Genomic DNA, 23,862 nt, shown 5'->3' on the forward strand with positions numbered 1-23,862 from the left:
GGGCACAGTTCGGGCTTAACCCGATTCCCTTGAAACGAATACCTGCGTGTGTGACGCAAACTAGTCAAAAAGTCTTACAAGAGTTTTGCATTATGCTGTTTTTAAGAATAAATAGCATTAGGGGGACTGCCCCGCATCAGAGATATTGTCAAACTATCACTTTGGGTTAGTTCATAATGGGGAGCTAACCGGGCCAATGCAGCCTCGGCCAGTACTTATGATCGTGACGTATCACAGTCACTTCCATGGCAGCGGCATAGGGTAGCGCCATGCCATTAAAAATTCCCGCCTGCTGCTGGAGCCCCATAATATGAGCCATCAATACCAACATGACACCAGCGTGGCACACGACCCATACGGGCTCAGAGCCAGGACTTAAGTTCGATGCTGAAAACGCCTGGTCACAGACTTGCTCAAACGCTTCTTTAACACGACTTTCAAAGGCTTCCATAGTTTCCCCAGCTACCGGCGGATTGCTCCATGGATCCCGATAAAAGGCATCAAACGCCTCGCCATCGGTCTGATATATCTCATCAAATGTTTTGCCATCCCAAATGCCATAGTTCATCTCGGCAAAGGCCTCAAGCACCTCAGCACTCAGGCCAAACTCAGCCGCTCTGGCACAGGCAAATTGCCGACAACGGATGCGGGGAGAGGTAATAACTCTTGATGGATATCCATAACGAGATAGCAAACCGTCAGCCCGACGCTGCATTTGCATTTCTCCTTCAGCGGATAAGGGCACATCGGTCACACCCCGCAGAATATTTCCTCCTTCGCAGGCACCGTGACGCAGAAACACCAATCGCAAACTGCTGCTCATGTTAGCTCCAATCTCTTGTACATCATGAGTTTTCATAAAATTTGAGCGCCCGGCTTGCCCTGCACACTCAAGGTGAATATTATGGACGTCTATACGTATAAATGTCCAAATCAATTTCTGTAATAACCCTGGCTCTCAAGTCAGGCTATTGAACTAAGTTATTGAGTATGAACAACCGCCTGCAGATGCAGCGGCGCAGCGCACAGGAAGTAAAGCATGGCAAGCCCTACACCACATACCCTCGAATCCAGTCAGGCAGTCTTTGACTCCCTGCAGCAGTCACTGGCCAAACGTATTCTTATTCTCGATGGTGCCATGGGAACCATGATCCAGCAGCACAAGCTGGAGGAGGCCGATTACCGTGGCGACAGGTTCAGCGACTGGCATTGTGACGTCAAAGGCAACAATGACCTGCTGGTACTGAGTCAGCCACAGCTTATCAGGGATATCCACAAAGAGTACCTGCTGGCTGGCGCCGATATTCTGGAAACCAATACCTTCAACGCTACCACTATCGCCATGGCTGACTATGATATGCAATCGCTGTCGGCAGAAATTAACCGCGAAGGTGCCCGCCTTGCCCGGGAAGTAGCAGATGAGATCACTGCCCAAACGGGTATTCAGCGCTATGTGGCGGGGGTACTGGGCCCTACAAACCGAACCTGCTCCATCAGCCCTGATGTGAACAACCCGGGCTTTCGTAATGTACACTTTGATGACCTGGTCGAGGCCTACACAGAATCCACCACAGCACTGATTGAGGGTGGCGCCGACATCATTCTGGTGGAAACCATTTTCGATACCCTCAATGCCAAGGCTGCGCTGTTTGCCATTGAAGGTGTGTTCGAGTCTTTGGGCTTTAAACTGCCGGTAATGATCTCAGGCACTATTACCGATGCCTCGGGCCGTACCCTGACCGGCCAGACAACTGAAGCCTTCTATAACTCGCTGCGCCATGTAAACCCAATCAGCATGGGGCTGAACTGTGCGCTGGGACCAAAAGAGCTGCGTCCCTATGTGGAAGAACTGCACCGCATCAGTGAATGCGCCATTTCAGCTCACCCCAATGCCGGTCTGCCCAATGAGTTCGGCGGCTATGATGAAACGCCTGAGGAGATGGCGGAAGTGATCAGTGAGTGGGCCGAAGCTGGCATGCTCAATATCGTTGGTGGCTGCTGTGGTACCACCCCTGAGCATATCCGGGTTATCCGCGAGGCCATTGACCACTTCGCTCCCCGCATCGCCCCCGATATCCCTGTCGCCTGCCGTTTGTCTGGTCTGGAGCCCTGCACCATAGAAGCGGACTCCCTGTTTGTGAACGTAGGTGAGCGCACCAACGTCACCGGTTCAGCGCGTTTTTTACGACTGATTAAAGAAGGCCAGTATGAAACCGCGCTGGAGGTCGCCCGGGATCAGGTAGAGAACGGTGCCCAAATCATCGATATCAATATGGATGAAGGCATGCTGGATGGCGTGGAGGTGATGACCACCGTCCTCAATCTGATTGCCTCTGAGCCGGATATCAGCCGCGTACCTGTGATGATTGACTCCTCCAAGTGGGAAGTGCTGGAAGCTGGCCTTAAGTGCATTCAGGGCAAGGGCATAGTCAACTCCATCTCGCTCAAAGAGGGCGAAGAGCTCTTTATTCAGCAAGCTAAGCTGATCAAACGCTATGGTGCCGCGACTATCGTCATGGCCTTCGATGAGACAGGCCAGGCCGATACCCGCGACCGCAAGATAGAGATCTGTACCCGCGCCTACAATATTCTGGTGGATCAGGTGGGCTTCCCACCGGAAGATATCATCTTCGACCCCAATATCTTTGCCATTGCCACGGGTATTGAAGAGCACGACAACTATGCGGTGGACTTTATTGAGGCCACGGCTGAGATTAAGCGTACCCTGCCCCACGCCATGATTTCCGGCGGCGTCTCCAACGTCTCATTCTCCTTCCGCGGCAATAATCCAGTGCGCGAAGCCATTCATGCAGTGTTCCTGTATCACGCGATTAAGGCGGGGATGGACATGGGCATTGTCAACGCCGGTCAATTGGCGATTTACGACGACATCGATAGTGATCTGAAAGAAAAGGTTGAAGCCGTGGTGCTTAACCTGCCCTGCCCGGTGGCAGACTCCTCCAATACCGAACAATTGCTGGAGATCGCTGAAAAGTACCGTGGTGATGGCAGCGCAGGGCCTAAGAAAGAGGACCTTGCCTGGCGCGAGTGGCCGGTCAACAAGCGCCTGGAGCATGCACTGGTCAAAGGCATTACCGAATACATAGATGCAGATACTGAAGAGGCCCGTCAGCAGGCAAGCCGCCCGCTGGATGTGATTGAAGGCCCACTGATGGATGGCATGAATGTGGTAGGCGACCTGTTTGGTTCAGGCAAAATGTTCCTGCCTCAGGTGGTTAAATCGGCGCGGGTAATGAAGAAAGCTGTGGCCTACCTCAATCCCTATATCGAAGCCGAGAAGGTGGAAGGCCAGAGCAACGGCAAGGTATTGATGGTCACGGTGAAGGGTGATGTCCACGACATCGGCAAAAACATTGTTGGCGTGGTGCTGGCCTGTAACGGCTATGAGGTGATCGACCTCGGCGTTATGGTGCCGGTTGAGAAAATCATTGAGGTGGCCAAGACGGAGAAGGTCGACATTATTGGTATGTCAGGCCTGATCACCCCAAGCCTGGATGAGATGGTACACAATGTAAAAGCCTTCACCCGTGAAGGTCTGACCATTCCCGCTATTATCGGCGGCGCCACCTGCTCTAAAATCCATACCGCGGTGAAGATTGCGCCCCATGCCCCCCATGGCGCCATCTATATTCCAGATGCATCCCGTGCCGTGCCCATGGTCAGTAAGCTGATTAACAACCAAACCCGTCAAGCCACCATAGATGCGATCTATGAGGAGTATGACGAAATGCGTGAAAAGCGCCTGTCTCAGGCCAAGCGCAAAGAGATTGTCTCCATTGAAGCAGCACGGGAAAACCGTTGCCAGCTGGATTGGCAGGCTCACACGCCATTTAAGCCAAAGCAGCTGGGCATTCAGGTATTTGACGACTACCCGCTTGAAGACTTGGTGGACCGTATCGACTGGACGCCATTCTTCCGCGCCTGGGAGTTGCATGGTCACTTCCCACGGATTCTGGAAGATGAAGTGGTGGGCGAAGAGGCCCGCAAGCTGTATGCGGACGCTAAAGTAATGCTGCAAACCATCATCGATGAGAAGTGGCTGACCGCCAAAGGCGTGATTGGTCTGTTCCCTGCCAATACCGTTAACCATGACGACATTGAGCTCTATACCGATGAGTCTCGCTCAGAGGTGCTGATGACCACTCACCACCTGCGTATGCAGATAGAACGTGTCGGCAATGACAACTTCTGCCTGGCAGACTTTGTCGCTCCCAAAGACTCTGGCGTGGCCGACTACACCGGCGGCTTTGCGGTGACTGCGGGGCATGGCATTGATGAGCATCTTGAGCGCTTTGAAGCAAACCATGATGACTACAACGCCATTATGCTTAAAGTACTGGCTGACCGTCTGGCAGAGGCCTTTGCCGAGCGCATGCACGAGCGCGTTCGTAAAGAATTCTGGGGTTATGCTTCCGAGGAGGATCTGGATAACGAAGCGCTTATCCGCGAAAAGTACAAAGGCATACGTCCTGCCCCAGGTTACCCTGCCTGCCCGGATCATACTGAAAAGGGCCTGCTGTGGGAGCTGCTTAAGCCCGACGAGTGCATTGATTTGAAGATCACCGAGAGCTTTGCCATGTATCCTACCGCTGCAGTCAGTGGCTGGTACTTCGCCCACCCCAAATCCCGCTATTTTGGGGTCACAAATGTGGGCAGAGATCAGGTGGAAGATTACGCTGAGCGTAAGGGAATGAGTGTTGCCGAGGCGGAAAAGTGGCTGGCACCGGTTTTGGATTATGATGTGGAATGAGGTTCTGAGTAGTCAGGACTTCACTTAATCTCACGCGGTATTATTAATGAACCTCGAAGCCATGTGCATCCATGCACAAAGCCAGTTCGTCTTCCTTGGCTCTCGCGCGTGAGTACGTTTGCTGTAAGCAAACACTCGCCCAGCCTGGCCCGGTCAAGAGGGATTAACAGCGGCAAACAACCATCCTTGTTTAACTGCCAGCTCGATATCCCTATCTCGCGCTCAAAGCTGGCCACATCGTGGCCATTCGCCTTCTTGCATCTCCCTAGCCAAGTTAGTCATAAAAACTAAAGCCTTTTAATCAGTATCAAAAAGCTTCTTTGAAGTAGAGTCCAATTCGGGCTTAAAGCAAACCATCTCACCGTGTCCCAGTGCAAAGTAGATTCGCCCACACACTGGGCATTGATAAACACTCTGTCGCCCATACTCCTTAGATCTAAGCTCCATACATGCGCGCTCCTTATCTTTAGAGGACGGTCCAGAATTCTCGATAGCATCATCCACTGCGTCCCACAACGGATTCCACTGTTTGTCTGGAATGATGTGAGCCTTATAATGGTGAGCGTCTGAAATATCATGTATTCGATGCCCACATTTACACTCGAACCACATTATCAGCCTCCAATTTCCCTTTGACGCTTACGACTTACATAATCTTCACTGCTGGGGCGAACTATGCGTCCCAAGCTCGTGCTTGTTAGTGTTTTGCCACTGACCAATGGGTAGTTCATAGTGTAAAAGCTCACGACCACCAATCAACACCTCGCCCTTGAATACGAAACCATTTTTTGACAGGACTTTTCCAGAAGCCAGGTTCTCTGGTAGATGCCTTGCGTAAATAAGGTCTAGCCCAAATTCATTGAAGCCATATTTAACAATAAGAGAAGCAGCTTCCGAGCAGTAACCATTTCCCCAATATGGAACACCAAGCCAATACCCCAAATTTCCCGACAAGCCATCTATTTGCGTAATGCTGATGGCTCCTATGTGCTCCCCAGTGTCAGCAAACTGAATAGCAAGTACGACGGCTTCTCTGTTTTGGAACCACGGCTCATGTTTTGAAATCCAATCTTCCGCCATCCCCTCTAAATATGGATGAGGAATATTGGCCGTCATCTCAGCAATAACCCTTGCGCCAGCTAATTTTTGGACACTTTTAGCGTCCGATTGCCGATAAGGGCGAAGCACTATTCTTTGGGATTCGAGTATTGGTATCAATTTTTATTTCCGACCATTAGCGTCGAAACAAAGGGCGGTGAAGATGACAGTAAAATACTTAGCTTGGCGTCAGCAGGAAATTCAACAGTTCTACCTGACCCAATACTTACCGTTTTCCTGTTCATTTGGCCCAATGTTCAAGAGTAATCACTCTTTTCCGTATCGCTTTGGAGAAGTAAAGCAGAAAAAGACATAGATTCGTCGATGAAGAACATCACCTTAACTCAATCGAGGAGTTAAAGACTCAATCCACTTCACTTGCCGTGCTATCAAAGTTCTTTAGCGACCTGAGGAACAGCCCCAGCCCGCCGAAACTGAGCACCAAGATGACAATCAGATCAAACGCGGTCATGGCGCGCATGCTGAAATGTACTGAAGTAATCACCCCAAACAGCAGGGCAGCGATGGCGCCAAAGGTGAGCAACCAGCCAATGGGATTTTTTGAGTTGTAGAACATGATGCCAACACCGAAGATAAAGGGCACCATCACCATACCTGTGGTGATACTGACATTGAATCCCCCCGCCTGGAAGCCGTAGAGAGACATACCCATACCGAAGCTGGAGCGCACCTGGATGGCATTTAGCAACAAATATAAACCCACTATCATCATGGTCAGGCCAATAAAAAAGTGTCCCAGCCCACCGCTACTGCCACCAGCTCCGCGCATCCTTTTCTCCCGTCATGTCCTATTGCTTTGCATCTAATATCGCTCCCAGGTTCATTCCTCAGGAAACGATATGATTAATATACATACAGGACATTCCGACCTTTTTAAAGCATCTCCCGACAGAGATGGCAGTTCTCTTCATAAGTTTCAGGTCTGAATAAGAAGGGGGCATGTAACTGAGTTTTAAAGCGTAAACTCCATCTAAGTGAGATATTGTGTAGGCTGGTTAAGCGGAAAACTGGCAATGCAGCAACATGGAAGTGACAAAAATATGAGTAAATCCAGTTCACTGGCGGATTACGTAAAGAGGCGCAATGGTCTGCCTTTGGGGGCGCCGGGATCATTACAGGCAATGCTGAGTCGATCTTTGGGAGCGGAGTCATTCCCTAAATTCTGGCGCTACTGGAATCCAATATGGGGCTATTACCTGTCCCGTTATGTGATGCGCCCGTTGGTCAAATTTCTGCCCCGCTGGCTGGCAGTGTTGCTGACCTTTGCCGTCAGTGGTGCGTTGCACGATCTGGCGGTTACCCTGTTCAAATGGCACCCCGTCTTTTTCTTTACCCCCTGGTTCACCTTAATGGGATTAGTGGTCGTGCTATCCAGCGCATTTAATATTAACTACAAGAGCCTGGCCATCAATGTTCGTACGTTTATCAACATCAGCCTGATTGTATTAACTTTTTACGTTACCCATCTGCTTTGTTCGGGGCAACTCTCTTTATCTTCAATCTGAGTATTCAGCTCACAGATGCGGAATCCACTTTAACAAGCGCCGGCTGACAGGCTCATTATCTGTTGAGCCAGCTATAGCGATTGCCTACAATGTCGCTCGTTTCTATTTATTGAAGATAATTATCATGACTGATACTAAATCTCTGCCGGCACTGCCTGACCGCCTGTCTATCAACCCACGCAGCCCACACCATATTGCTGAAGTTTTTGAGCACGATATCGGCATCCGTATCAACGGCAAAGAGCGTTTTGACGTTGAGGAGTACTGCATCAGCGAAGGTTGGATTAAAGTCGCCTCTCCAAAGGCACTGGACCGCCGTGGTCAGCCACTGCTGATGACCATCAAGGGTCAGGTAGAAGCTTTCTACAAGTAACCTGCATAGGTACTTACTGAGCTCTAAGCATTCAAAAGATTAAGCCCCGTCATTGAGACGGGGCTTTTTTATGACCTTACTATGATCGCTACTCTATGTAGTAGAAGGCATCAGCCGCAATTGTTGGCGCTGTGCCTGCAGGCGCCTCACCCATCCAGCAGCCGGGATAGTCCGGTGTCCCAATTGGGCAAGGGTCACCTATATCTATCACGAGCCTATCGCCCTCTTGTTCAATATCTCCGGGTGTATAACCAACAGGAATATTGACCTCACAAACACGGTAACTGGCAAAGTCATCACCTCCAGCAATATTTGTCGTATTCAGTGGACAGAATGCCGCTACAGGAACAGTTACCGGGTAAATAGTAATGTTGCCTGAAGCACTGCTGTAATTACCGCCGGGTGGAACGATAGTCAATCTGCAATTACCGTTTACGAAGTCGTAAGTGGAAGCGCCTGGACATTCAACTTCATTTTCCAGGTAATAGTCCTGTCCCTCAACAAACCCAACTTTGCCTGTTGGTATATTGGCCACTTTACATGAGGCACCAACAATCGTCGGCGAGATAAAGGTGCCATCCCACCATGCAACATTTTGAGCGCACAATACTGGCTCAGGCTCTTCACAGGGGGTTGTCCAGGGTTCGATGGGAGTCGGTGTGACACCATCTCTCATGGCAATCAATTCAGCCTCAAAGACCTCCAGGTTTCCGACAGTTAAAGTGGCATGCTGGGAATTACACTTTTCATGATAAATATCATCAAAATCGGCACCCAGTGCACTTTCCGTGGGGACAAAAGCATGTTCATCAATGGCATAGGTCATGGTACCAATAGAATCACTGCTGCCGTTATAACCACCGGCTATATCTATAGGGGTGTGCCTGAAGCTTCCCGGTCTGACATCGTCAGCCAAAGCACCGGAATAGATATCGTATGTCCATTCAGACAGTAGTATGCCCAGCCATTTGAGCTTGCCATGAAACACCCGGCCATTGTGGTCAGTATTGGCTGACAGATAGATTTTTTTAACGCCCTCGGAAGCAGCCACATAGGATAAATTGGCCGCCAGGCCATTGTTAAAGTTGTCACCTGTGCCACTGCCATTGGCAACACCTACATTGCGACTCAGCAGAGGTAAGCCCAGACCATGAATCTCAGCCATGAAGCTGTTGAAAAGACCTGATGGAGCATAGGTACCTGAGCCTGAATTGTAGTGATGCATTAACAGCTGACGGGCAGCAGGACTGTTGATGGCATCGATGAAGCCTCCCAATGCCTCACTATCACCGGGCAAGCTATCCAGATACGCGAGCTCAAGTTGCAGTCCAATCGGGATATTGGCCCCCTGATATTCAGTATCAAATGCCATAAATAATCTGGTGTTGTGCTCCTCGCTATTCATCTCTGCATGACGCAACCCGTAATTCACCACCTGTGCACCCATGCTTCCGGCGATAACAGCCACGTCCGTTGTGTCAGGGGCTGCATCCATAAGCGTTGGCAGCGTATCCACCATAAATGTTCTGAGCGCCTGCCCATTGCGCTGGATATAGTCATTGCCCACATGATAATCCAGCGTGATAACGTCAAAGCCCAAATCAATAAAACGGTCTATGCCTTCACCAAACTCATTCCACAGCGTGGTGGCATTGCGGTTATTGAGTATGTCAAAGCCATCCATAATCACCAGCGCCCGCTTAAGCTGATGACAGTCATCTGTGTCTCCCGATGCCGGATACACCCTGGCGTTGAGACGCCCAAACTCTCCAGCATAAGCATGGGTAGCTACAGTTTGGGGAAGATCACAGTGGGGCAAAGGCGGCTGATAAGGCAAATCACCTATGCCACAGGGCAACACATCAACTTCAGAGGCTGCATGAAACACGCCCGCGCTGGTGTTCAATGTGATATTGAAGCCTGCACCCGACAAATTCTGGACCTCTCCAGGGAGTTCAAAAGGCACGTCTGGTCTGACTGAAATAACTTCACGGCTGCCTTCGAACTGAATAGATGCAGACTGCAGAGATACTGGACTGCCGCGATAATTCATATTCGAGATAAGCATATCGCTGGGAAGCACCATTTTAGGACTAGTGCACATGGCAGAACTCACCCCGGTAACACCGGCGCTTACAAACAATCCTGAACGCCAATAGGCCTGTGCCCCGCGGGGGTGGTACAGTTTGTTGTCACGTACAATCAAGCGTCCATCTTCAAGTGACGCAGGGTCTATCGAGTCATAGTTCACTAATGAGACTGCCAAAGGCACAGCCTGAAAGCGCTCGAAATTGCGCTGCGTACGAAGTCGAATATCGGCAAGGGAGGGAAGCTGGTTAGTCTCTTTTGCCGCCTGGAAGAGCTCGCTGTACATATCTGAGAATACAGCCTCTTTAGCTGAATCCCGGCGATCATCCCGGACCTTTCCATTACGCTGTAAAATGGATTGCCGATGCAGTAGTGCCCCTTTCTCCAGCCAAAAACCAGAAGGTAACTCAGACCTGTCCAACGCCGAGAACATAAGCTCCAGGTTTTCTGCCACACTGCCATCGCTCACCGCCAGTTGCTCTTGAACTGTCCTCCCATTAACCTCATAGCTATTAAAGCCATTCTCAGCAGTACCGGCATGTGCCACAGCGATACTTCCGGCTATGGCTGCAGCAACAAACCTTTGCCCTAATTTATCCATTCCCATCTCCTTATTAATGACTGCTGCCTGATGCCTTTTGGCGATTGGCAGGTATCTGCAAGGCGGGGAAAACACCCTTGTACGAAAAGTTCGTTTTGTTATTGGTTACAACGGACCCAACTGCACGCCACAAATCCCAGCCCGATGATTTTCAGCCGAACTGAAGGATGTTTATCCCCGTAATCAGCCTATAAAAGCGCGCATAAGGAGTACTGACTTCAGATGCCATTTGAGATGGCATCCAGGGTCAATGAGAGGTGGTTAGCAATGATTGGCGAAAGGCATTGGGTGTCTTATCGGTCCAGCGCTTGAAAGCCCGTTGAAATGAGCTCTGCTCTGCAAAGCCAAGCAGCTGAGCAACCTGCAGGATCTCGACGTCAGCATTCTCAAGATAACGAATGGCATTCTTGCGGCGAACCTGATCAACAATCTCCCGATAGGTAAGCTGATAGTCATCCAATCGTCGTTGCAAGGTTCTTACACTCATACTGAATTTTGCAGCGGTAGACTCGATTTCAGGCACCCCATAAGGAAGCTGCTCCTGAATAAACCCGACAATGGCATCCAGCGAACAGCTGGTCACAAATCTGTCCATGATGTTTTCCGCCTTACGGATCAGTGAGTCGTGCACTATCGGGTTATGCTGGTTCAGTGGCAGACCAAACGCCGAATTACACACATCCACGCCATTGAAGTCACTGCAAAAGCTCACCTCACACTGAAAATAATCTTCATAGCTTTGTTGCGACCCCATAGCTGAGTGCTGAAAGCAGACCCTGCGCAGAGGTATATTTTTGGCTGTTAGCCGTCTTGCCATCGCAACCCAACTCGTCACCACAGCTTCAACCACGTGGTGGCTGCAGTGATAAGCAGGAACCCACTTCAACAGCGTGAATTGCTCCCCATATTCGTGTTCGGGTAAACCGCAGGTTCCTGCCAGAGACTGGAACTTCATCTGGTTTTCCAATGCATCCTTGATGGTTGATGATGTGTAGGCAATATATCCCAATATTCCCCACTGACCGGCATCGACGCATTGTCCGAACTCGAAGCCAAGCTGAGGCCTGTTGAGCCGTTGTTGGGCAAAGCTGATTAAGCGCTCATAGATTTCCACATCAATCGTCTGCCCCGGACACAGTGCCTCCATGGCATACATATCGATTTCATTTTCAGGCTCCAGCCCGTGTTGACGGATGAAATTAACAAAGGAACAAACGGTGTCAGCGGGGACAGTTATCAGACTCTCTTCCATCTTGTATGCCTCTCAACATCACAGTGACCCTTTGAGAGCATGTTATTACCGAGTCGATAGACAAAACGAACGAAACAGTGGGCAATATCGGGCAAATCATCAAAATTGTCCCGGGACGTCCCGAGCTAACACACCACTTAACGGTAGTGCTAAAATCTTGCTCAGAACGAATTAAGTTGAGTATTAAGGAAGTATTGTGAATCCGATTATTGCCCTGTTGAAAGAACACAATGTCAGTGACGAGCAGATCCACTCTCTGTTTCAGACCCTGACTGAAAACCCTATGATGGCCATGGCGACTCTGGGTCAGTTGGGTCTGCCACCTGAAAAGCTGCAGGCTTTGATGATGCAGGTTATGCAGAATCCTGCCCTGATTAAAGAAGCAGTGGAAGAGTTGGGTCTGGACTTCTCCAAAGTAGAAGCCGCTAAAGAAAAAATGCAACAGCAGCAAGGCTAAGTCTGCTGACTCACTAACAAAACACCCGGTCATTGCCGGGTGTTTTTGTATGCTTAAAGCGTATCAAGTTTGGACTGGATATCTTGTTGTCGGCGGTTGAGTTGTAGCACCCGCATAGCCTCCCACATGGAGATCAATGCGCCCACAGCAAGCAAGCCATAACAGTTAACCGGGTCATCAAGAAAAGGCAAAAACTTCTCACCCTCAACAAAAATCCCATAAACTCCCAAACCCAACATAATCGCCCCCGGTAAGCCAATAAGCTGAGTCATCAGCATGGATTTCTTCACTGCCGCCAGTTCAGCCTCAAGTTGTGTTTTCATCTGGTCCCCTGATGTTCCATTTACTACAACCTTATATGAGATGACCTTCACTGCAACTGTTTCAAGGTTCCCATCCCCAACTGTCGCATCTGCTGTTGTATCCAGTTTGCTCTCTCGTTCATATAGGCAGAGGGTGGACTGATACGGTATTTCCAGGGACTGGGCAAAATCGCCGCCAGCAAAGCCGCTTCTCTGGCAGTAAGCTGGCTCGCTGATTTATGAAAATAGAACTCGGCGGCCGCGCCAACGCCATAAATACCCGGGCCAAATTCCGCTATGTTGAGGTACAGCTCCAGCGTCCGTTCTTTACCGGCGATGGCGTTAAGCAGCAGGGCAAACCAGGCCTCCAGCCCCTTGCGGACCAGCGAACGTGATGGCCACAGAAACAGGTTTTTGGCGGTTTGTTGAGTCAGGGTACTGGCACCACGCAACCGCTCACCGGCTTGTCTGTCTTCCAGAGCGACTGTGATAGCCTCAAAATCCACGCCCCAGTGCACCGGAAATCGCTGATCTTCTGAAGCGATAACTGCCAACTGCATATTGGGTGATATCTGGTTGAGATCCTGCCACTCATGGATGGCCACTATGTCAGGATCCGGGGGAAATAAAGCACGCTCCGTCCGCCAGGCCCAGGTTGGCGGATTAACAAAGGTCACCAACACCACCATAAGCAGGGACAGCAACACAAAGCCCAACAGCAATCGCCGCCCCCAAAACCACAGCCAACTGACAGTGCGTCTGCTCTTTGATTTGCCTTTTGTTTGTGTGGCCAACCGGCTCTCCTTCCAGGCTGGAAAGTCATACTGTTAACGTTGACACCAGTCTAGCCAATTTTATAACCGGCGGCGACTCACTCCTCCTCTTGCAGCTCAGCTCTTCCCAGCAGGAAGGTTAGGGGGATTGCCAATCTGTCAGCCCAGGCGTTCTCAGAATGATTGGTACCCGGGAAGAACCTGGTTTGCCATTGAGGACTCGACCAGCCTTGTGCAACCATCACCTTATCAACCGCCTGCTGCAATGGAGGATAGAGCGCATCCAAAGTCTGATCGCCATAGTCAAAATACAGCTTACGGCTGTTGGCCTCAGGCAATTTATGCTCAAGGTAGTCTCTGAATGCTTCCGGTATCGGGTTGTTATTCAGGTCATGAATACCGGGCCAATGGGTGGATAAACAGGCTGCGCCACCAAACACCTCAGGATATTGGGTAAGACCATACATAGAGATAAGTCCTCCCATGCTGGAGCCCATAAGGAAAGTGTATTCCGGCCCTGTGTGTACCGGGTAATGACGATCGATATAGGGTTTCAGTTCTTCAACCAGGAACTTCAGGTAATTATCTGAGTAGGGCTGGCGAACAGGAACTCCGGAAGTTTGCTGAAACTGATAAAAAGCCTCTTGCCCCGACTTGCTCAGATCTTCAAATGCCTGCTGCGGAAAATACTCAGCCCTTCGGTGCTCGCCCGCGTTATGCACCCCCACCACCATAAATGGGATTGTCGTTCCGCTGTCGATAAGTTGTTGGGCAACTTCATCAACCCGCCACTCCTGTCCATTCCAAGTGGTCTTCGCATCAAACAGCATCTGGCCGTCATGCATATAAAGCACTGCCAGCTTTTTTCCGGCGACATTGTCAGGTAGCCAAACTTCAAGCGTACGCGGCTGGACTGATTTAAAGCTGACACCCTGTAGCTGCTCCAACTGACCTGCAGATACCTGTGGTGCTTTTTCTGCCCACGCCTGCATAGCACAAAGCAATATGGCCACACCTGTGGCTACCTTGGTTATCGCTCTCATCCGGATTCCTTGCCCTTTTCGATCTTACGAGTATGCAGCAGCCTGCCTCACCGGCAATAAACATACGTATGCATTCTCTGTCATGCAGAACAACTTCCTATACTCTTGATGATGTTTTAGCCCGAACGGCTCATTGTCTATCAACAGGGCAAACGGCTTAATGAGCTCAGCCTTCAACCTAAAGGATACTGACGCATGGACTTACTCTCTCCGCTGGGTGCTTTGCATCCCGATGAAGATATTCAGGATTGGCTCGTGACTAAGCCTAAAGCAATAGCATTTCTGCATAACCAGGCTCTCTCCTTCACCCTGATAGACATCGCAGAAGACCCGGCTCCGCAGGAGTTTGTCGCAGCCATCGAGGCTTTGATTGCTTTGCCCTTGGAGGCCCGGCAAGTAGTCCAGCCATATCTGTTTCAGTCTTACCAACATATGCTCGATGAGCTGGAAGAGTTTGAACTGGAGGAGTGGGATTTGGAGATTGAGGACCCAAGTGAGATTTGGGACTTTATCGAATTCAACAAGATCTACGTAAGTCGCCGCACCTATGGTGATAAAGCCGTTTACGTCAGTGTAGAGGCCAATTGTGAATGGGAGCCTGAACACGGCTTACAGCTGGTATATCGGGCAGGTTCGACTCTTGTCAGAGTGAGTGAGCAGGATGGCAGTCTTACCAACGCGGATGCCTTTTTCCTGGAAGAGAATGAAGACTGCATTCTGTATCACATCGACTAAGCGATAACTGTCAGCTGAGCTATGCTTTCTTTAATGTACTCAGGGACGACATAGCTAATGGACTTTATCAATTTCAAGGTCGGCCAGAAGATGGTGGCCTTTAAAATTCTCGACATACTTCAAACAGAAAAACATGACGGCAAGCTGACTTCTCTGCCCAATAACACCAGCAGTTTTATGGGGGTCAAAGATTATGCACACAAACCTGTACCTATCTTTGACCTGGGCGTTATGCTCAATGGCGAATCGACAGGCCTGACCAATCAGAAGCTGATAACATTGCTCGCAGACAGAGAAGAGGACCATATCACCTGGTTCAAAGCCCTACGTTGCACTATAGAAGACGATACCCCCTTCACCAAAGACTGCGATCCCCATGCATGTGCATTCGCCCAGTGGTATGACAACTTTCAGACTGACAATGAAGATTTTGCGGACTTGCTGAAAAAGTTCGATGCTCCCCACAAGCAGCTGCATGCTTTGGCCGGCGAAGTACTTGAGCTGCTCGAACAGGACGAAAAAGAGCAGGCGCTGAAGGCGTTTCGCCGGGAAGAGCACTCAAGTTACGCCAATCTGATGAGGCTGTTTGGTGTGGCCAAAGACCAGCTTGCGCTGGATTACAAACCCATCATCGTCTTCACCACCTGCGATGGTATAACACCGGATATAGGCCTGCTTGTCGATAAAGTTGAAGACAGTGTGGACGTGGAAGAGCAGGACATTCACCCTATGGATGACCTGGCACATCTGGGCTTTAATATGCAGGCACAAACTACTCGCCTGGTTCGGGGGTTAATCCACCATAACAACAAACACAGTCTGATTATGGAGCCCAGGGCAATCGTGCCTGACCCCGCTATCATCAATCAGCTGTCACAGCTTGACGCCGCCGGTTAACCCTGTAAAAAACAAAAAAGCCGCGAATTACCGCGGCTTTTTCAATGCTCTCAGTTACAGCTGATACTTCAGCTTACCCTTGAGCTCTGCAACATCCGTCACCTTCATCTGATTAGGCAACTTAGCGAACGGCTTGTCCTGATACTTGCTGCCCCTCAGCTGCACATTAATGCGGGCAGCGTCCGGGTTGAGCATGGTCTCAGCATAGAAGGTCTTGATATCCTCAAGGCTGACGGCCTCAACGGCAGTAATCAGCTTGTCCTTTGAGTCGTATTGCCACTTTTCATCGTACCAATCCCCCATCAGAGGTTGCACTTCCTCAAACATATTCTTGGGTGCCTCTTTCAGCCCCACCAGCACACCATTTTTGATGGCAGCAAACTCCTGCTCAGTCAATTTATCCAGCTTGGCCTGATACTCTTTTTTAAAGCGGTCAAACCTGTCCTGAGCCTGTGGTAGGTCCATGACCGGAGACTGGATATAAAGCCCCACAGCTGCATAGTCATCCATGGGGTAGTCGAGCGCGCCTACTGCATAGGCCAGCTGCTCTTCAGTCCTGAGCTGATTGAACGCCTCATGACGGAAATGGGCTGCCAGCACCTTGGCGATCGCCTTTTGCTCCACACCCGGTTTGGCGTGTACGGCCAGATCGGCCAGCGCGATATCTGCTGCTGCGGTATCCTGCTGATAGCTAAGCACCTGGCCTGGCTGTGGCATCACATCCACCACTTTAACGAAATCAGTCTGCTTGTGGTCAGCACCCAGGGCATTGGCAACCTCTTTGGCCACCAGCTCAAGCTCGGTATTGTCATAGTTACCAAAGGCCAGAATACGGGGTTGGTTGTGCTTAATCAGTCCGCTAACCCTGTTGCTGAAATCTGCCAGTGACATTTTCTCAGCCGCAGCGCTCAGCGCCTTATCTTCAAACTGATGCTGTTGGGTCAACTTCCGAACAGCAGGGAATACCTGATAGATGGCAAACTGTTTTTGCTTATTGGCCAGTGCCCGCACATATCTGTCTTTAGCTTGCTCAAAACTGGTTTCATCCACTTTAGGCTGCAACTTCAACATTTCTTCCAGCAGCAGTGGCTGCTTGTCGGTAAAGCCAGTGATCCGCAACGCCATGCCCTGACCCACAATGGGCGTGGCGTACATACCGGCTGCGCTTGCCTCAGCGGTCAGCTGGCTTTGCTGCAGCCCATACAGATCCTGCCACAAGTCCAGCGCCACCTGATTTTCTATCTGCTCATTGGCACTGCCGGCATTCAAGTCAACTATCAACACACCTTTAGGCTGCTGGGAAAACTGCTGACTGGGGTAATGCCACACCTTAACGCCATCTTTATCTACTTTAAGCTCAGGTTTGGCTTGCTCCATACCCTGAGTTTTTAGGGCAAAGCTCTCCGGCATCATGCGATTGACCTGAGGCAGAACCAAAGCAGTATTAGTTCCTGTCCAACTGTCGACCTGGCTTTGCGGGATATCCTCAATACGGTACTCGCCAGCGTAGAAGTGTTGGGTATCGGAAACCTCTTCATCCTTACTGATATACCAAACTCTCAGAGTTTCCGGGGTTAACTGCTCCAGCACCTGATTAATGGCATCAGCATTAAACTGGCCGTAATAGTAATTGGCGTTAATTGCATAGTTGGTTGGGTAGTTCTGCATGGTGTTAACCAGGGTGGCGGCATAGCGGAACTCTTCAACCTTGGGCAGGAAGCGGAACTCGTTATCCAGCGAGGTTTTGATCTCTTTGAAATACTTGTCATCGACACCCTGTTGCTTCACCAGTTCTATGTACTGCATCACCAACGCCAGGGCTTCATCTCTGTGCTTCATACCCTCATCGGTCAAATCCATGGTGATACTCAGTTCGCCATAGTTACCGTAGTGGTTCGGGCTGGAGCTGGCATTAAGCGCGCTTATCCAACCCTTCTCTTTCAGCAGCTGTGCAGGCGTGCCCGGCATTTCTGAACCCAGAAGATAAGTCACAAAGCCATTGGGCTTATACATGAACTCATCCATATTGTTGCGTATGGTGAAATCCAGCTTCAGCTGCTTCACATCTTCATTGGGCTTGTAGTACACCTTCTTACCGCCCACATCCGCAAAGTTCATTTCAGCGGTAACGGCAGGTTTGTCTATCTGCTTGTCTTTGATGGGGGAGAAGTGTTTGCGCGCCAGCTTTTCCATCTCATCCAGTGGCAGATTGCTGATGAGCGCCACTTTCATAATATTGGCCGAGTAGTACTTGTCGTAGAAGGCCACGGTTTCTGTGTGTAACTTGCTGCCTTCTTTATCGCCCAGGGTTTCAAGATTACCAATCAGGAAACGGTTGGCAGGGTGCTCGCCCATCATCTGGCGTGACAGCTTGAACTGACCGAAAAAATCCAGCTCACGTCGCATGGACCATTCGGCATTCACCGCACTCTTCTCTTTCTCTGTGTATTCAGGATAAAGCTTGGGAGACTTGAAGAAATCAGAGAAACGGTCCAGCGCTTCGTCGTAGGCGTCGTTGTTCACCTTGAACATATAATTGGTGTAGGTCATCCAGGTAGAGGCATTGGACATACCGCCATTTTGAGACAGAAACTCTTTGTACTCATTGGTATCCGGGAACTTTTCTGTGCCCAGAAACAACAAGTGCTCCAGATAGTGCGCCATCCCCTGCTGAGTCATGGGGTCTTGCAGCAATCCCACTCCCACATTCAATGCCGCTGCTGACTTATCTGTAGAGGGATCTGATACCAGAATCACTTCCAGGTTATTGTCCAGCTTCAGGGTGCGATAACCACGCTGATCATTGGGGCTGACCGCCAGCTCAGTCAAAGGGGTCAACTGCTGGGCCGGGGTAGTCTGTGAACCTTGATTTGTGTTGCTGCAACCGGCCAATATCGCCAGCGTCAACGTGCTGAGTACCAGAGTTTTCTTCATACCAATTCCTTTTGAACGGTTTTTTTAGAGTTTGACTCAAGCTAGCAGATACTTACCGTAAGCAACAAAATAAAGTAGTAACAAAATTCAATTCGTTGACTTGAGAAATCAACAAGGCAGCCTGAATACAACAGACAAGTTTGCTGACAGGAAAAACAAAACAAGGGCCTGCTGGCCCTTGTTGATATCGCTCTCAGATACGAGTCCTGTCGGCGTTAATCCTGCTGCTTGCGCATCAGCTCCATCATCCGCTTGGCCTCTGCCATATGCTCCTGCTCAACCTGCTGATAAAGCCTGTCCAACTGCTCCAATTGCGCCTCTGTTGGCTCATTGTCTCCAATTGCCGCCTCAAGCTCAGTCAACTGATACTCGGCATCTGACATATTCTCACCACCGGCCTGATACAGCTGCAACTCCAGCTCATGCTGTTTCTCCTGCAAACTGTAAAGCTCTTTCTCCTGAGCATCACTGCGGGGATAAATTCCCATCAGCTCATCAAGTCTATCTTCTATCTCCATCAGCTGTTGCTCTATCGCAACCACTTCATCTGAAATGCCCATGCAGCTCATCATCTCAGCTTCGGACAACCCAACAGCTGCCTGCGTCAGATTATTCATACAGGCTTCCATAGCTTGTTCTGAGTGGCTGGAATTATCAAAGCAAGCCCTGATTTCACGGGCAAAGCTCTTTTCCACTGCGGCCTCGCTCTTACCTGTGCATTCAGCAACTCTGGCCAGCACCTCAGACTCTTGCTTCATTGATGCAATGGACATCTGCACAAACATCTCTTTCTGCTCTTCTGTCATCTTTGGCATCGACTCTGCGTAGGCAGTGACCGCAAACATAGACAAGAGTAAAGCAGGCAAGGTGGAAAAGGTTCGGATGGACATAAGTAAATCCCTTTTTATGGACAATTCAGATTACGCCTCCCCACTCTAGACCAGTCTATCCATGCTTCACATTGCCCTTTTGGGTAAAGCGGTTCGCCATTTCACAAATAAAAAGACAAAACTCATACCTTTCGGCGCTCAAAGACGGAAGAAAAAAACGTTAAAACATCTAAACTTGTTTTGGATCAAGTTATATACAAATGTTATCACTTTGTGAGTATTCACCATTTACAACAGTGGTCACAAAATGGACTTAAAAGAACAATAAATGCATTTATCTCAATAGATAAATTGCTTCGCTGAGTGAACAAATGGTCGATCTCGTACGCAGAAAACTGGTTACCTTGGCTCGTGGTCCTGCCGGGCAACTGAGCCTTCCCTGGCTATTCAGCCAGCAGCAGTTTGTTGATGCCTGCACCCGCTGTAACAAGTGCGTTGATGCCTGTGAAACTCAGATCATTCAGGTCGGCGACGGTGGTTTTCCCCATGTCGATTTGACTATCAACGAATGCACCCTCTGCTACCGCTGCGCCAGCGTATGCAGTGAGCCCCTTTTTAAAGCAGAGCCAGAAGCCCCCTGGCAGGCAGATATACAGCTGACAGACAGATGCCTTGCTCTGCAGAACATTGATTGTCGCAGCTGTGCAGATGCCTGCGAACCCATGGCCATCCAATTCAAACCCATTATCGGCAAAGTCGCGCAACCCAATTTACAAACAGAAAGTTGTACAGGCTGTGGTGCCTGTATCAGCCCCTGCCCGGCCGATGCCATCAACTTAGTCCTGCGGGAGACATGACTCAAATGCAAGAAGTCCATATTTCAAGTCTGGTAGTCCACACAGCTCCCGAGCATATCGTCGGGATCTGTGAGCAGATAAACGCAATACCCAATGCCGAAGTCTGGGGTGATAACCCCAAGGGCAAGATTGTTGTGGTGCTGGAGTCGGAAACTCAGGGGTTTCTTACTGAAATCATAGAGAAAATTAATAACCTGCCCAATGTTTTGGGAACCGCTCTGGTTTACCACCAATTTGAACCAACTTCAGATCAGCTCAATAACGGCGTCGAGGGGCGTCGACCCGAGGAGGGGCTATGACACTGTCAAGACGTAACTTTATTAAAGCAAGTGCTGCAGCGTCTGCAGCTGCAGTCGCCGGGGTAAATCTGCCCGCGTCAGCAACCAATTTAATTGCCAGTTCAGACCAAACCAAAATTCACTGGGATAAAGCACCATGTCGTTTCTGCGGCACAGGGTGCTCAGTGCTGGTTGGCACCAGAGATGGAAAAGTGGTTGCGACTCAAGGGGATCCTGAAGCGCCGGTAAATAAAGGGCTTAACTGTATCAAGGGCTACTTCCTGTCCAAAATCATGTATGGCGAAGACAGGCTGACCCAACCTTTGCTGCGTATGAAAGATGGCCAGTATGCCAAAGACGGTGAGTTTACCCCGGTCTCCTGGGATACCGCCTTCGACATTATGGCGGAGAAGTGGAAAGCAGCCCTGGCCAAGAAAGGGCCCACCAGCGTCGGTATGTTCGGTTCAGGTCAATGGACTGTCATGGAAGGCTATGCCGCAGCTAAGTTGATGAAAGCGGGCTTTCGCTCCAACAACATAGACCCCAACGCCCGTCACTGTATGGCCTCTGCCGTAGTCGGCTTTATGCGGGTATTTGGTATCGATGAGCCCATGGGCTGCTATGACGACTTTGAACATGCCGATGCGTTTGTGCTCTGGGGATCCAATATGGCAGAGATGCACCCGGTACTGTGGAGCCGTATCACAGACCGTCGCCTGAGCTACCCTCATGTGAAAGTTAACGTACTGTCCACCTACTATCATCGCTCGTTCGAACTGGCTGATAACGGCTATATCTTCCAGCCTCAGTCAGATTTGGCTATCGCCAACTTCATTGCCAACTACATCATTCAAAACGATGCGGTTAACTGGGATTTTGTTAACAAGCACACAAACTTCAAACAGGCGGAAACCGATATAGGTTATGGCCTGAGAGATGATGACCCACTGCAAAAACAGGCGCAAAACCCCAACTCAGGTAAAATGTCAGATATCGACTTCGAAGCTTACAAAGCCTCTGTGGCGCCTTACACTGCGGAAAAAGCCTCAGAAATGTCCGGCGTTGAACCTGAGAAGCTGATTGAGCTGGCCAGGCAATATGCAGATCCCAATACCAGGGTGATGTCTCTGTGGACCATGGGGATGAACCAACATACCCGTGGAGTGTGGATGCAGAGTCTGGTCTACAACCTACACCTGCTGACGGGAAAAATCGCCACTCCTGGCAATAGCCCATTCTCACTGACAGGTCAGCCATCTGCCTGTGGAACCGCCCGGGAAGTGGGGACTTTCGCTCACCGCTTGCCGGCAGATATGGTGGTTGCCAATCCCAAGCACAGAGCGATTGCCGAACAGATCTGGAAACTGCCAGAAGGCACCATTCCGCCAAAACCCGGATTTCATGCAGTACTGCAGGACCGTATGCTGCACGACGGTGTAATTAATGCTTACTGGGTTCAGTGCAACAACAATATGCAGGCAGGCCCCAATATCAATGGCGAGCGTCTGCCGGGTTACCGCAATCCTGAGAACTTTATTGTGGTTTCTGATCCCTACCCAACAGTCACGGCACAGGCAGCGGACCTGATTCTGCCCACCGCCATGTGGATTGAAAAAGAAGGTGCCTACGGCAATGCCGAACGGCGTACTCAAGCCTGGTATCAACAGGTGGAGACAGTCGGTGAGGCCAAGTCAGACTTATGGCAGCTGATGGAGTTCTCCAAACGCTTCAAAGTAGACGAAGTATGGCCGGAAGAGTTGCTGGCCAAGGCACCGGAATACCGTGGTAAGACACTGTACGACGTGCTGTATGCCAACGGTCAGGTCGACAAGTATCCACTGCCCGAGAAACAGGCATTGAATGATGATGCCAGACACTTCGGCTTCTATGTTCAAAAGGGCCTGTTCGAAGAGTACGCTGCCTTTGGTCGCGGCCATGGGCACGATCTCGCCCCCTACGATATCTACCATCAGGTACGGGGACTTCGCTGGCCAGTAGTGGATGGCAAAGAGACGCTGTGGCGCTACAAAGAAGGCTCAGATCCATACGCCAAAGCGGGAAGCGATTGGGACTTTTATGGTAAGCCAGATGGCAAGGCACTGATTATCTCCGCCCCCTATGAAGCGCCACCAGAGGTACCGGATGCCGAATATGACATGTGGCTGTGTACCGGTCGGGTACTGGAGCATTGGCACACAGGCACCATGACCCGCCGGGTACCTGAACTCTATAAGGCTGTACCTGATGCGCTCTGCTATATCCACCCGGCCGATGCCAAAGCCAAGGGACTTCGCCGGGGTGATGAAGTACTTATCGCCAATAAGCGTGGTGAGGTGAAAGCCCGAGTTGAAACCAGAGGCAGGAATCGCCCACCTCAGGGACTAATATTTGTGCCCTTCTTCGACGCCCGAATTCTGGTGAACAAACTGATCCTGGATGCCACAGATCCTCTGTCCAAACAGACAGACTTCAAGAAGTGTCCGGTCAAGATCACCAAGGTGGCCTAACCCTGAGCAGGAGCATGATTGGGTTCATGCTCCGACCCAAGCCAATAAGGCGGAGAATTCATAATGAAAAAACCAAGCTTATTCATACTGGCTGCAGTGCTTTCGACAGCCGCATGGGCGCAACAGGAAAATCTGGGTGATACCGGCGGGCTGGCCTCTTTACGCGGGGTTACTCCCCTGCAGGATACCCGGCCAGCCGATGACCTGAAAAAGTTCCCACGGGAGCAGGCGCTGGAAAGTGACTATGTTTATCAGCCTCCACTGATCCCCCATAACATTCGCAATTATGAGGTATCGCTTAATGCCAATAAGTGTCTCTCCTGTCACAGCTGGAAAAATGCCAAAGAGATGGGCGCCACTAAAATCAGTGTGACTCATTACGTAAACAGAGAAGATGCGGTGCTGGCCGATATGTCCCCAAGGCGCTACTTCTGTCTGCAATGTCATGTTCCTCAGGCCAATGCCAAACCTCTGGTAAAGAATGACTTCCAGCGTGTTGACTCATTGCGTCAGCAATAATCCGTAGCGATGAGATGAGGC

General features: G+C 50.2%; 21 protein-coding genes. 10 read left to right on the plus strand and 11 right to left on the minus strand.

Going from position 1 to position 23,862, the window contains the following annotated elements; genetic code table 11:
* Window positions 1-184 precede the first annotated feature (184 nt).
* Window positions 185-823, minus strand: coding sequence for a histidine phosphatase family protein (locus tag L2725_RS19385; protein ID WP_249250478.1), 639 nt, complete (start codon window positions 821-823; stop codon window positions 185-187).
* A gap of 216 nt (window positions 824-1,039) precedes the next feature.
* On the opposite strand from L2725_RS19385, the gene metH reads away from it, so the two are divergent.
* Window positions 1,040-4,771 (plus strand): methionine synthase, encoded by a 3,732-nt coding sequence (gene metH / locus L2725_RS19390; protein WP_249250479.1) that lies wholly within the window; start codon window positions 1,040-1,042, stop codon window positions 4,769-4,771.
* A 297-nt stretch (window positions 4,772-5,068) separates the two neighbouring features.
* On the opposite strand, the gene L2725_RS23420 is transcribed toward metH, so the two are convergent.
* From L2725_RS23420 to L2725_RS19400, 3 genes are all read right to left on the minus strand, one after another.
* Entirely contained in the window at window positions 5,069-5,383 is a 315-nt protein-coding gene (locus L2725_RS23420) for a hypothetical protein (protein ID WP_487392539.1), read from the minus strand.
* Window positions 5,384-5,428: 45 nt separating this feature from the next.
* On the minus strand, window positions 5,429-5,959 hold the full coding sequence (locus L2725_RS19395; RefSeq protein WP_249250554.1) for a GNAT family N-acetyltransferase: 531 nt from the start codon (window positions 5,957-5,959) through the stop codon (window positions 5,429-5,431).
* 274 nt (window positions 5,960-6,233) lie between these two features.
* Entirely contained in the window at window positions 6,234-6,659 is a 426-nt protein-coding gene (locus tag L2725_RS19400; protein WP_249250480.1) for a hypothetical protein, read from the minus strand.
* A 271-nt stretch (window positions 6,660-6,930) separates the two neighbouring features.
* Here L2725_RS19400 and L2725_RS19405 point away from each other — a divergent pair, with 271 nt between their 5' ends.
* Window positions 6,931-7,395 (plus strand): MBOAT family O-acyltransferase, encoded by a 465-nt coding sequence (locus L2725_RS19405; protein ID WP_249250481.1) that lies wholly within the window; start codon window positions 6,931-6,933, stop codon window positions 7,393-7,395.
* 124 nt (window positions 7,396-7,519) lie between these two features.
* Window positions 7,520-7,768 (plus strand): DUF3297 family protein, encoded by a 249-nt coding sequence (locus L2725_RS19410; protein ID WP_248937339.1) that lies wholly within the window; start codon window positions 7,520-7,522, stop codon window positions 7,766-7,768.
* A gap of 88 nt (window positions 7,769-7,856) precedes the next feature.
* Here the strand turns inward: L2725_RS19410 and L2725_RS19415 are convergent, their stop codons facing one another.
* Entirely contained in the window at window positions 7,857-10,457 is a 2,601-nt protein-coding gene (locus L2725_RS19415; protein ID WP_249250482.1) for a hypothetical protein, read from the minus strand.
* Window positions 10,458-10,704: 247 nt separating this feature from the next.
* The gene (locus L2725_RS19420; RefSeq protein ID WP_249250483.1) at window positions 10,705-11,709 is read right to left on the minus strand and encodes an AraC family transcriptional regulator; all 1,005 of its coding nucleotides are present in this window, start codon (window positions 11,707-11,709) and stop codon (window positions 10,705-10,707) included.
* Window positions 11,710-11,905: 196 nt separating this feature from the next.
* Here L2725_RS19420 and L2725_RS19425 point away from each other — a divergent pair, with 196 nt between their 5' ends.
* Complete coding sequence (locus L2725_RS19425; protein ID WP_115137064.1) at window positions 11,906-12,166, plus strand: DUF2999 family protein; 261 nt, start codon at window positions 11,906-11,908, stop codon at window positions 12,164-12,166.
* Window positions 12,167-12,219: 53 nt separating this feature from the next.
* Here L2725_RS19425 and L2725_RS19430 read toward each other — a convergent pair whose 3' ends face one another.
* The 3 genes from L2725_RS19430 to L2725_RS19440 all read right to left on the minus strand — a co-directional run bounded on the left by L2725_RS19430 (window position 12,220) and on the right by L2725_RS19440 (window position 14,284).
* Window positions 12,220-12,489, minus strand: a complete 270-nt coding sequence (locus L2725_RS19430; RefSeq protein WP_249250484.1) for a hypothetical protein — start codon at window positions 12,487-12,489, stop codon at window positions 12,220-12,222.
* A 47-nt stretch (window positions 12,490-12,536) separates the two neighbouring features.
* Window positions 12,537-13,262: a monofunctional biosynthetic peptidoglycan transglycosylase gene (mtgA, locus tag L2725_RS19435; protein WP_249250485.1), complete on the minus strand. Its 726-nt coding sequence runs from the start codon at window positions 13,260-13,262 to the stop codon at window positions 12,537-12,539.
* 77 nt (window positions 13,263-13,339) lie between these two features.
* Window positions 13,340-14,284: an alpha/beta hydrolase gene (locus tag L2725_RS19440; protein ID WP_249250486.1), complete on the minus strand. Its 945-nt coding sequence runs from the start codon at window positions 14,282-14,284 to the stop codon at window positions 13,340-13,342.
* 195 nt (window positions 14,285-14,479) lie between these two features.
* On the opposite strand from L2725_RS19440, the gene L2725_RS19445 reads away from it, so the two are divergent.
* Together L2725_RS19445 and L2725_RS19450 are read left to right on the plus strand one after the other, a co-directional pair.
* Window positions 14,480-15,019 carry a DUF6985 domain-containing protein gene (locus L2725_RS19445; protein ID WP_249250487.1) on the plus strand — a complete coding sequence of 180 codons (540 nt, stop codon included), beginning with the start codon at window positions 14,480-14,482 and terminating at the stop codon, window positions 15,017-15,019.
* A gap of 57 nt (window positions 15,020-15,076) precedes the next feature.
* The gene (locus L2725_RS19450) at window positions 15,077-15,916 is read left to right on the plus strand and encodes a CZB domain-containing protein (protein WP_249250488.1); all 840 of its coding nucleotides are present in this window, start codon (window positions 15,077-15,079) and stop codon (window positions 15,914-15,916) included.
* A 54-nt stretch (window positions 15,917-15,970) separates the two neighbouring features.
* Here the strand turns inward: L2725_RS19450 and L2725_RS19455 are convergent, their stop codons facing one another.
* The gene (locus tag L2725_RS19455) at window positions 15,971-18,850 is read right to left on the minus strand and encodes an insulinase family protein (protein ID WP_249250489.1); all 2,880 of its coding nucleotides are present in this window, start codon (window positions 18,848-18,850) and stop codon (window positions 15,971-15,973) included.
* A gap of 215 nt (window positions 18,851-19,065) precedes the next feature.
* On the minus strand, window positions 19,066-19,740 hold the full coding sequence (locus L2725_RS19460) for a hypothetical protein (protein ID WP_249250490.1): 675 nt from the start codon (window positions 19,738-19,740) through the stop codon (window positions 19,066-19,068).
* A gap of 311 nt (window positions 19,741-20,051) precedes the next feature.
* Here L2725_RS19460 and napF point away from each other — a divergent pair, with 311 nt between their 5' ends.
* From napF to L2725_RS19480, 4 genes are all read left to right on the plus strand, one after another.
* Window positions 20,052-20,537, plus strand: coding sequence for a ferredoxin-type protein NapF (napF, locus tag L2725_RS19465; RefSeq protein ID WP_249250491.1), 486 nt, complete (start codon window positions 20,052-20,054; stop codon window positions 20,535-20,537).
* Between the two features lie 5 nt (window positions 20,538-20,542).
* Window positions 20,543-20,836, plus strand: a complete 294-nt coding sequence (locus tag L2725_RS19470) for a chaperone NapD (protein ID WP_249250492.1) — start codon at window positions 20,543-20,545, stop codon at window positions 20,834-20,836.
* Window positions 20,833-23,322: a periplasmic nitrate reductase subunit alpha gene (gene napA, locus L2725_RS19475; protein WP_249250493.1), complete on the plus strand. Its 2,490-nt coding sequence runs from the start codon at window positions 20,833-20,835 to the stop codon at window positions 23,320-23,322. Before L2725_RS19470 ends, napA begins: the two co-directional genes overlap by 4 nt.
* A gap of 63 nt (window positions 23,323-23,385) precedes the next feature.
* A complete protein-coding gene (locus tag L2725_RS19480) occupies window positions 23,386-23,841 on the plus strand; it encodes a nitrate reductase cytochrome c-type subunit (protein WP_249250494.1) in 456 nt (151 codons plus the stop codon).
* Window positions 23,842-23,862: the final 21 nt, after the last annotated feature.

The sequence above is a fragment of the Shewanella corallii genome, assembly GCF_023349125.1.
Classification (GTDB): Bacteria; Pseudomonadota; Gammaproteobacteria; order Enterobacterales; family Shewanellaceae; genus Shewanella; species Shewanella corallii.

Bases quoted from the DNA above. Each gene is read 5' to 3' on its own strand.
- L2725_RS19385 (WP_249250478.1), bottom strand. From the start codon at position 823: ATGAGCAGCAGTTTGCGATTGGTGTTTCTGCGTCACGGTGCCTGCGAA.
- metH (WP_249250479.1), top strand. From the start codon at position 1,040: ATGGCAAGCCCTACACCACATACCCTCGAATCCAGTCAGGCAGTCTTT.
- L2725_RS23420 (WP_487392539.1), bottom strand. From the start codon at position 5,383: ATGTGGTTCGAGTGTAAATGTGGGCATCGAATACATGATATTTCAGAC.
- L2725_RS19400 (WP_249250480.1), bottom strand. From the start codon at position 6,659: ATGCGCGGAGCTGGTGGCAGTAGCGGTGGGCTGGGACACTTTTTTATT.
- L2725_RS19405 (WP_249250481.1), top strand. From the start codon at position 6,931: ATGAGTAAATCCAGTTCACTGGCGGATTACGTAAAGAGGCGCAATGGT.
- L2725_RS19410 (WP_248937339.1), top strand. From the start codon at position 7,520: ATGACTGATACTAAATCTCTGCCGGCACTGCCTGACCGCCTGTCTATC.
- L2725_RS19415 (WP_249250482.1), bottom strand. From the start codon at position 10,457: ATGGATAAATTAGGGCAAAGGTTTGTTGCTGCAGCCATAGCCGGAAGT.
- L2725_RS19420 (WP_249250483.1), bottom strand. From the start codon at position 11,709: ATGGAAGAGAGTCTGATAACTGTCCCCGCTGACACCGTTTGTTCCTTT.
- L2725_RS19430 (WP_249250484.1), bottom strand. From the start codon at position 12,489: ATGAAAACACAACTTGAGGCTGAACTGGCGGCAGTGAAGAAATCCATG.
- L2725_RS19440 (WP_249250486.1), bottom strand. From the start codon at position 14,284: ATGAGAGCGATAACCAAGGTAGCCACAGGTGTGGCCATATTGCTTTGT.
- L2725_RS19445 (WP_249250487.1), top strand. From the start codon at position 14,480: ATGGACTTACTCTCTCCGCTGGGTGCTTTGCATCCCGATGAAGATATT.
- L2725_RS19450 (WP_249250488.1), top strand. From the start codon at position 15,077: ATGGACTTTATCAATTTCAAGGTCGGCCAGAAGATGGTGGCCTTTAAA.
- L2725_RS19455 (WP_249250489.1), bottom strand. From the start codon at position 18,850: ATGAAGAAAACTCTGGTACTCAGCACGTTGACGCTGGCGATATTGGCC.
- L2725_RS19460 (WP_249250490.1), bottom strand. From the start codon at position 19,740: ATGTCCATCCGAACCTTTTCCACCTTGCCTGCTTTACTCTTGTCTATG.
- napF (WP_249250491.1), top strand. From the start codon at position 20,052: ATGGTCGATCTCGTACGCAGAAAACTGGTTACCTTGGCTCGTGGTCCT.
- L2725_RS19470 (WP_249250492.1), top strand. From the start codon at position 20,543: ATGCAAGAAGTCCATATTTCAAGTCTGGTAGTCCACACAGCTCCCGAG.
- napA (WP_249250493.1), top strand. From the start codon at position 20,833: ATGACACTGTCAAGACGTAACTTTATTAAAGCAAGTGCTGCAGCGTCT.
- L2725_RS19480 (WP_249250494.1), top strand. From the start codon at position 23,386: ATGAAAAAACCAAGCTTATTCATACTGGCTGCAGTGCTTTCGACAGCC.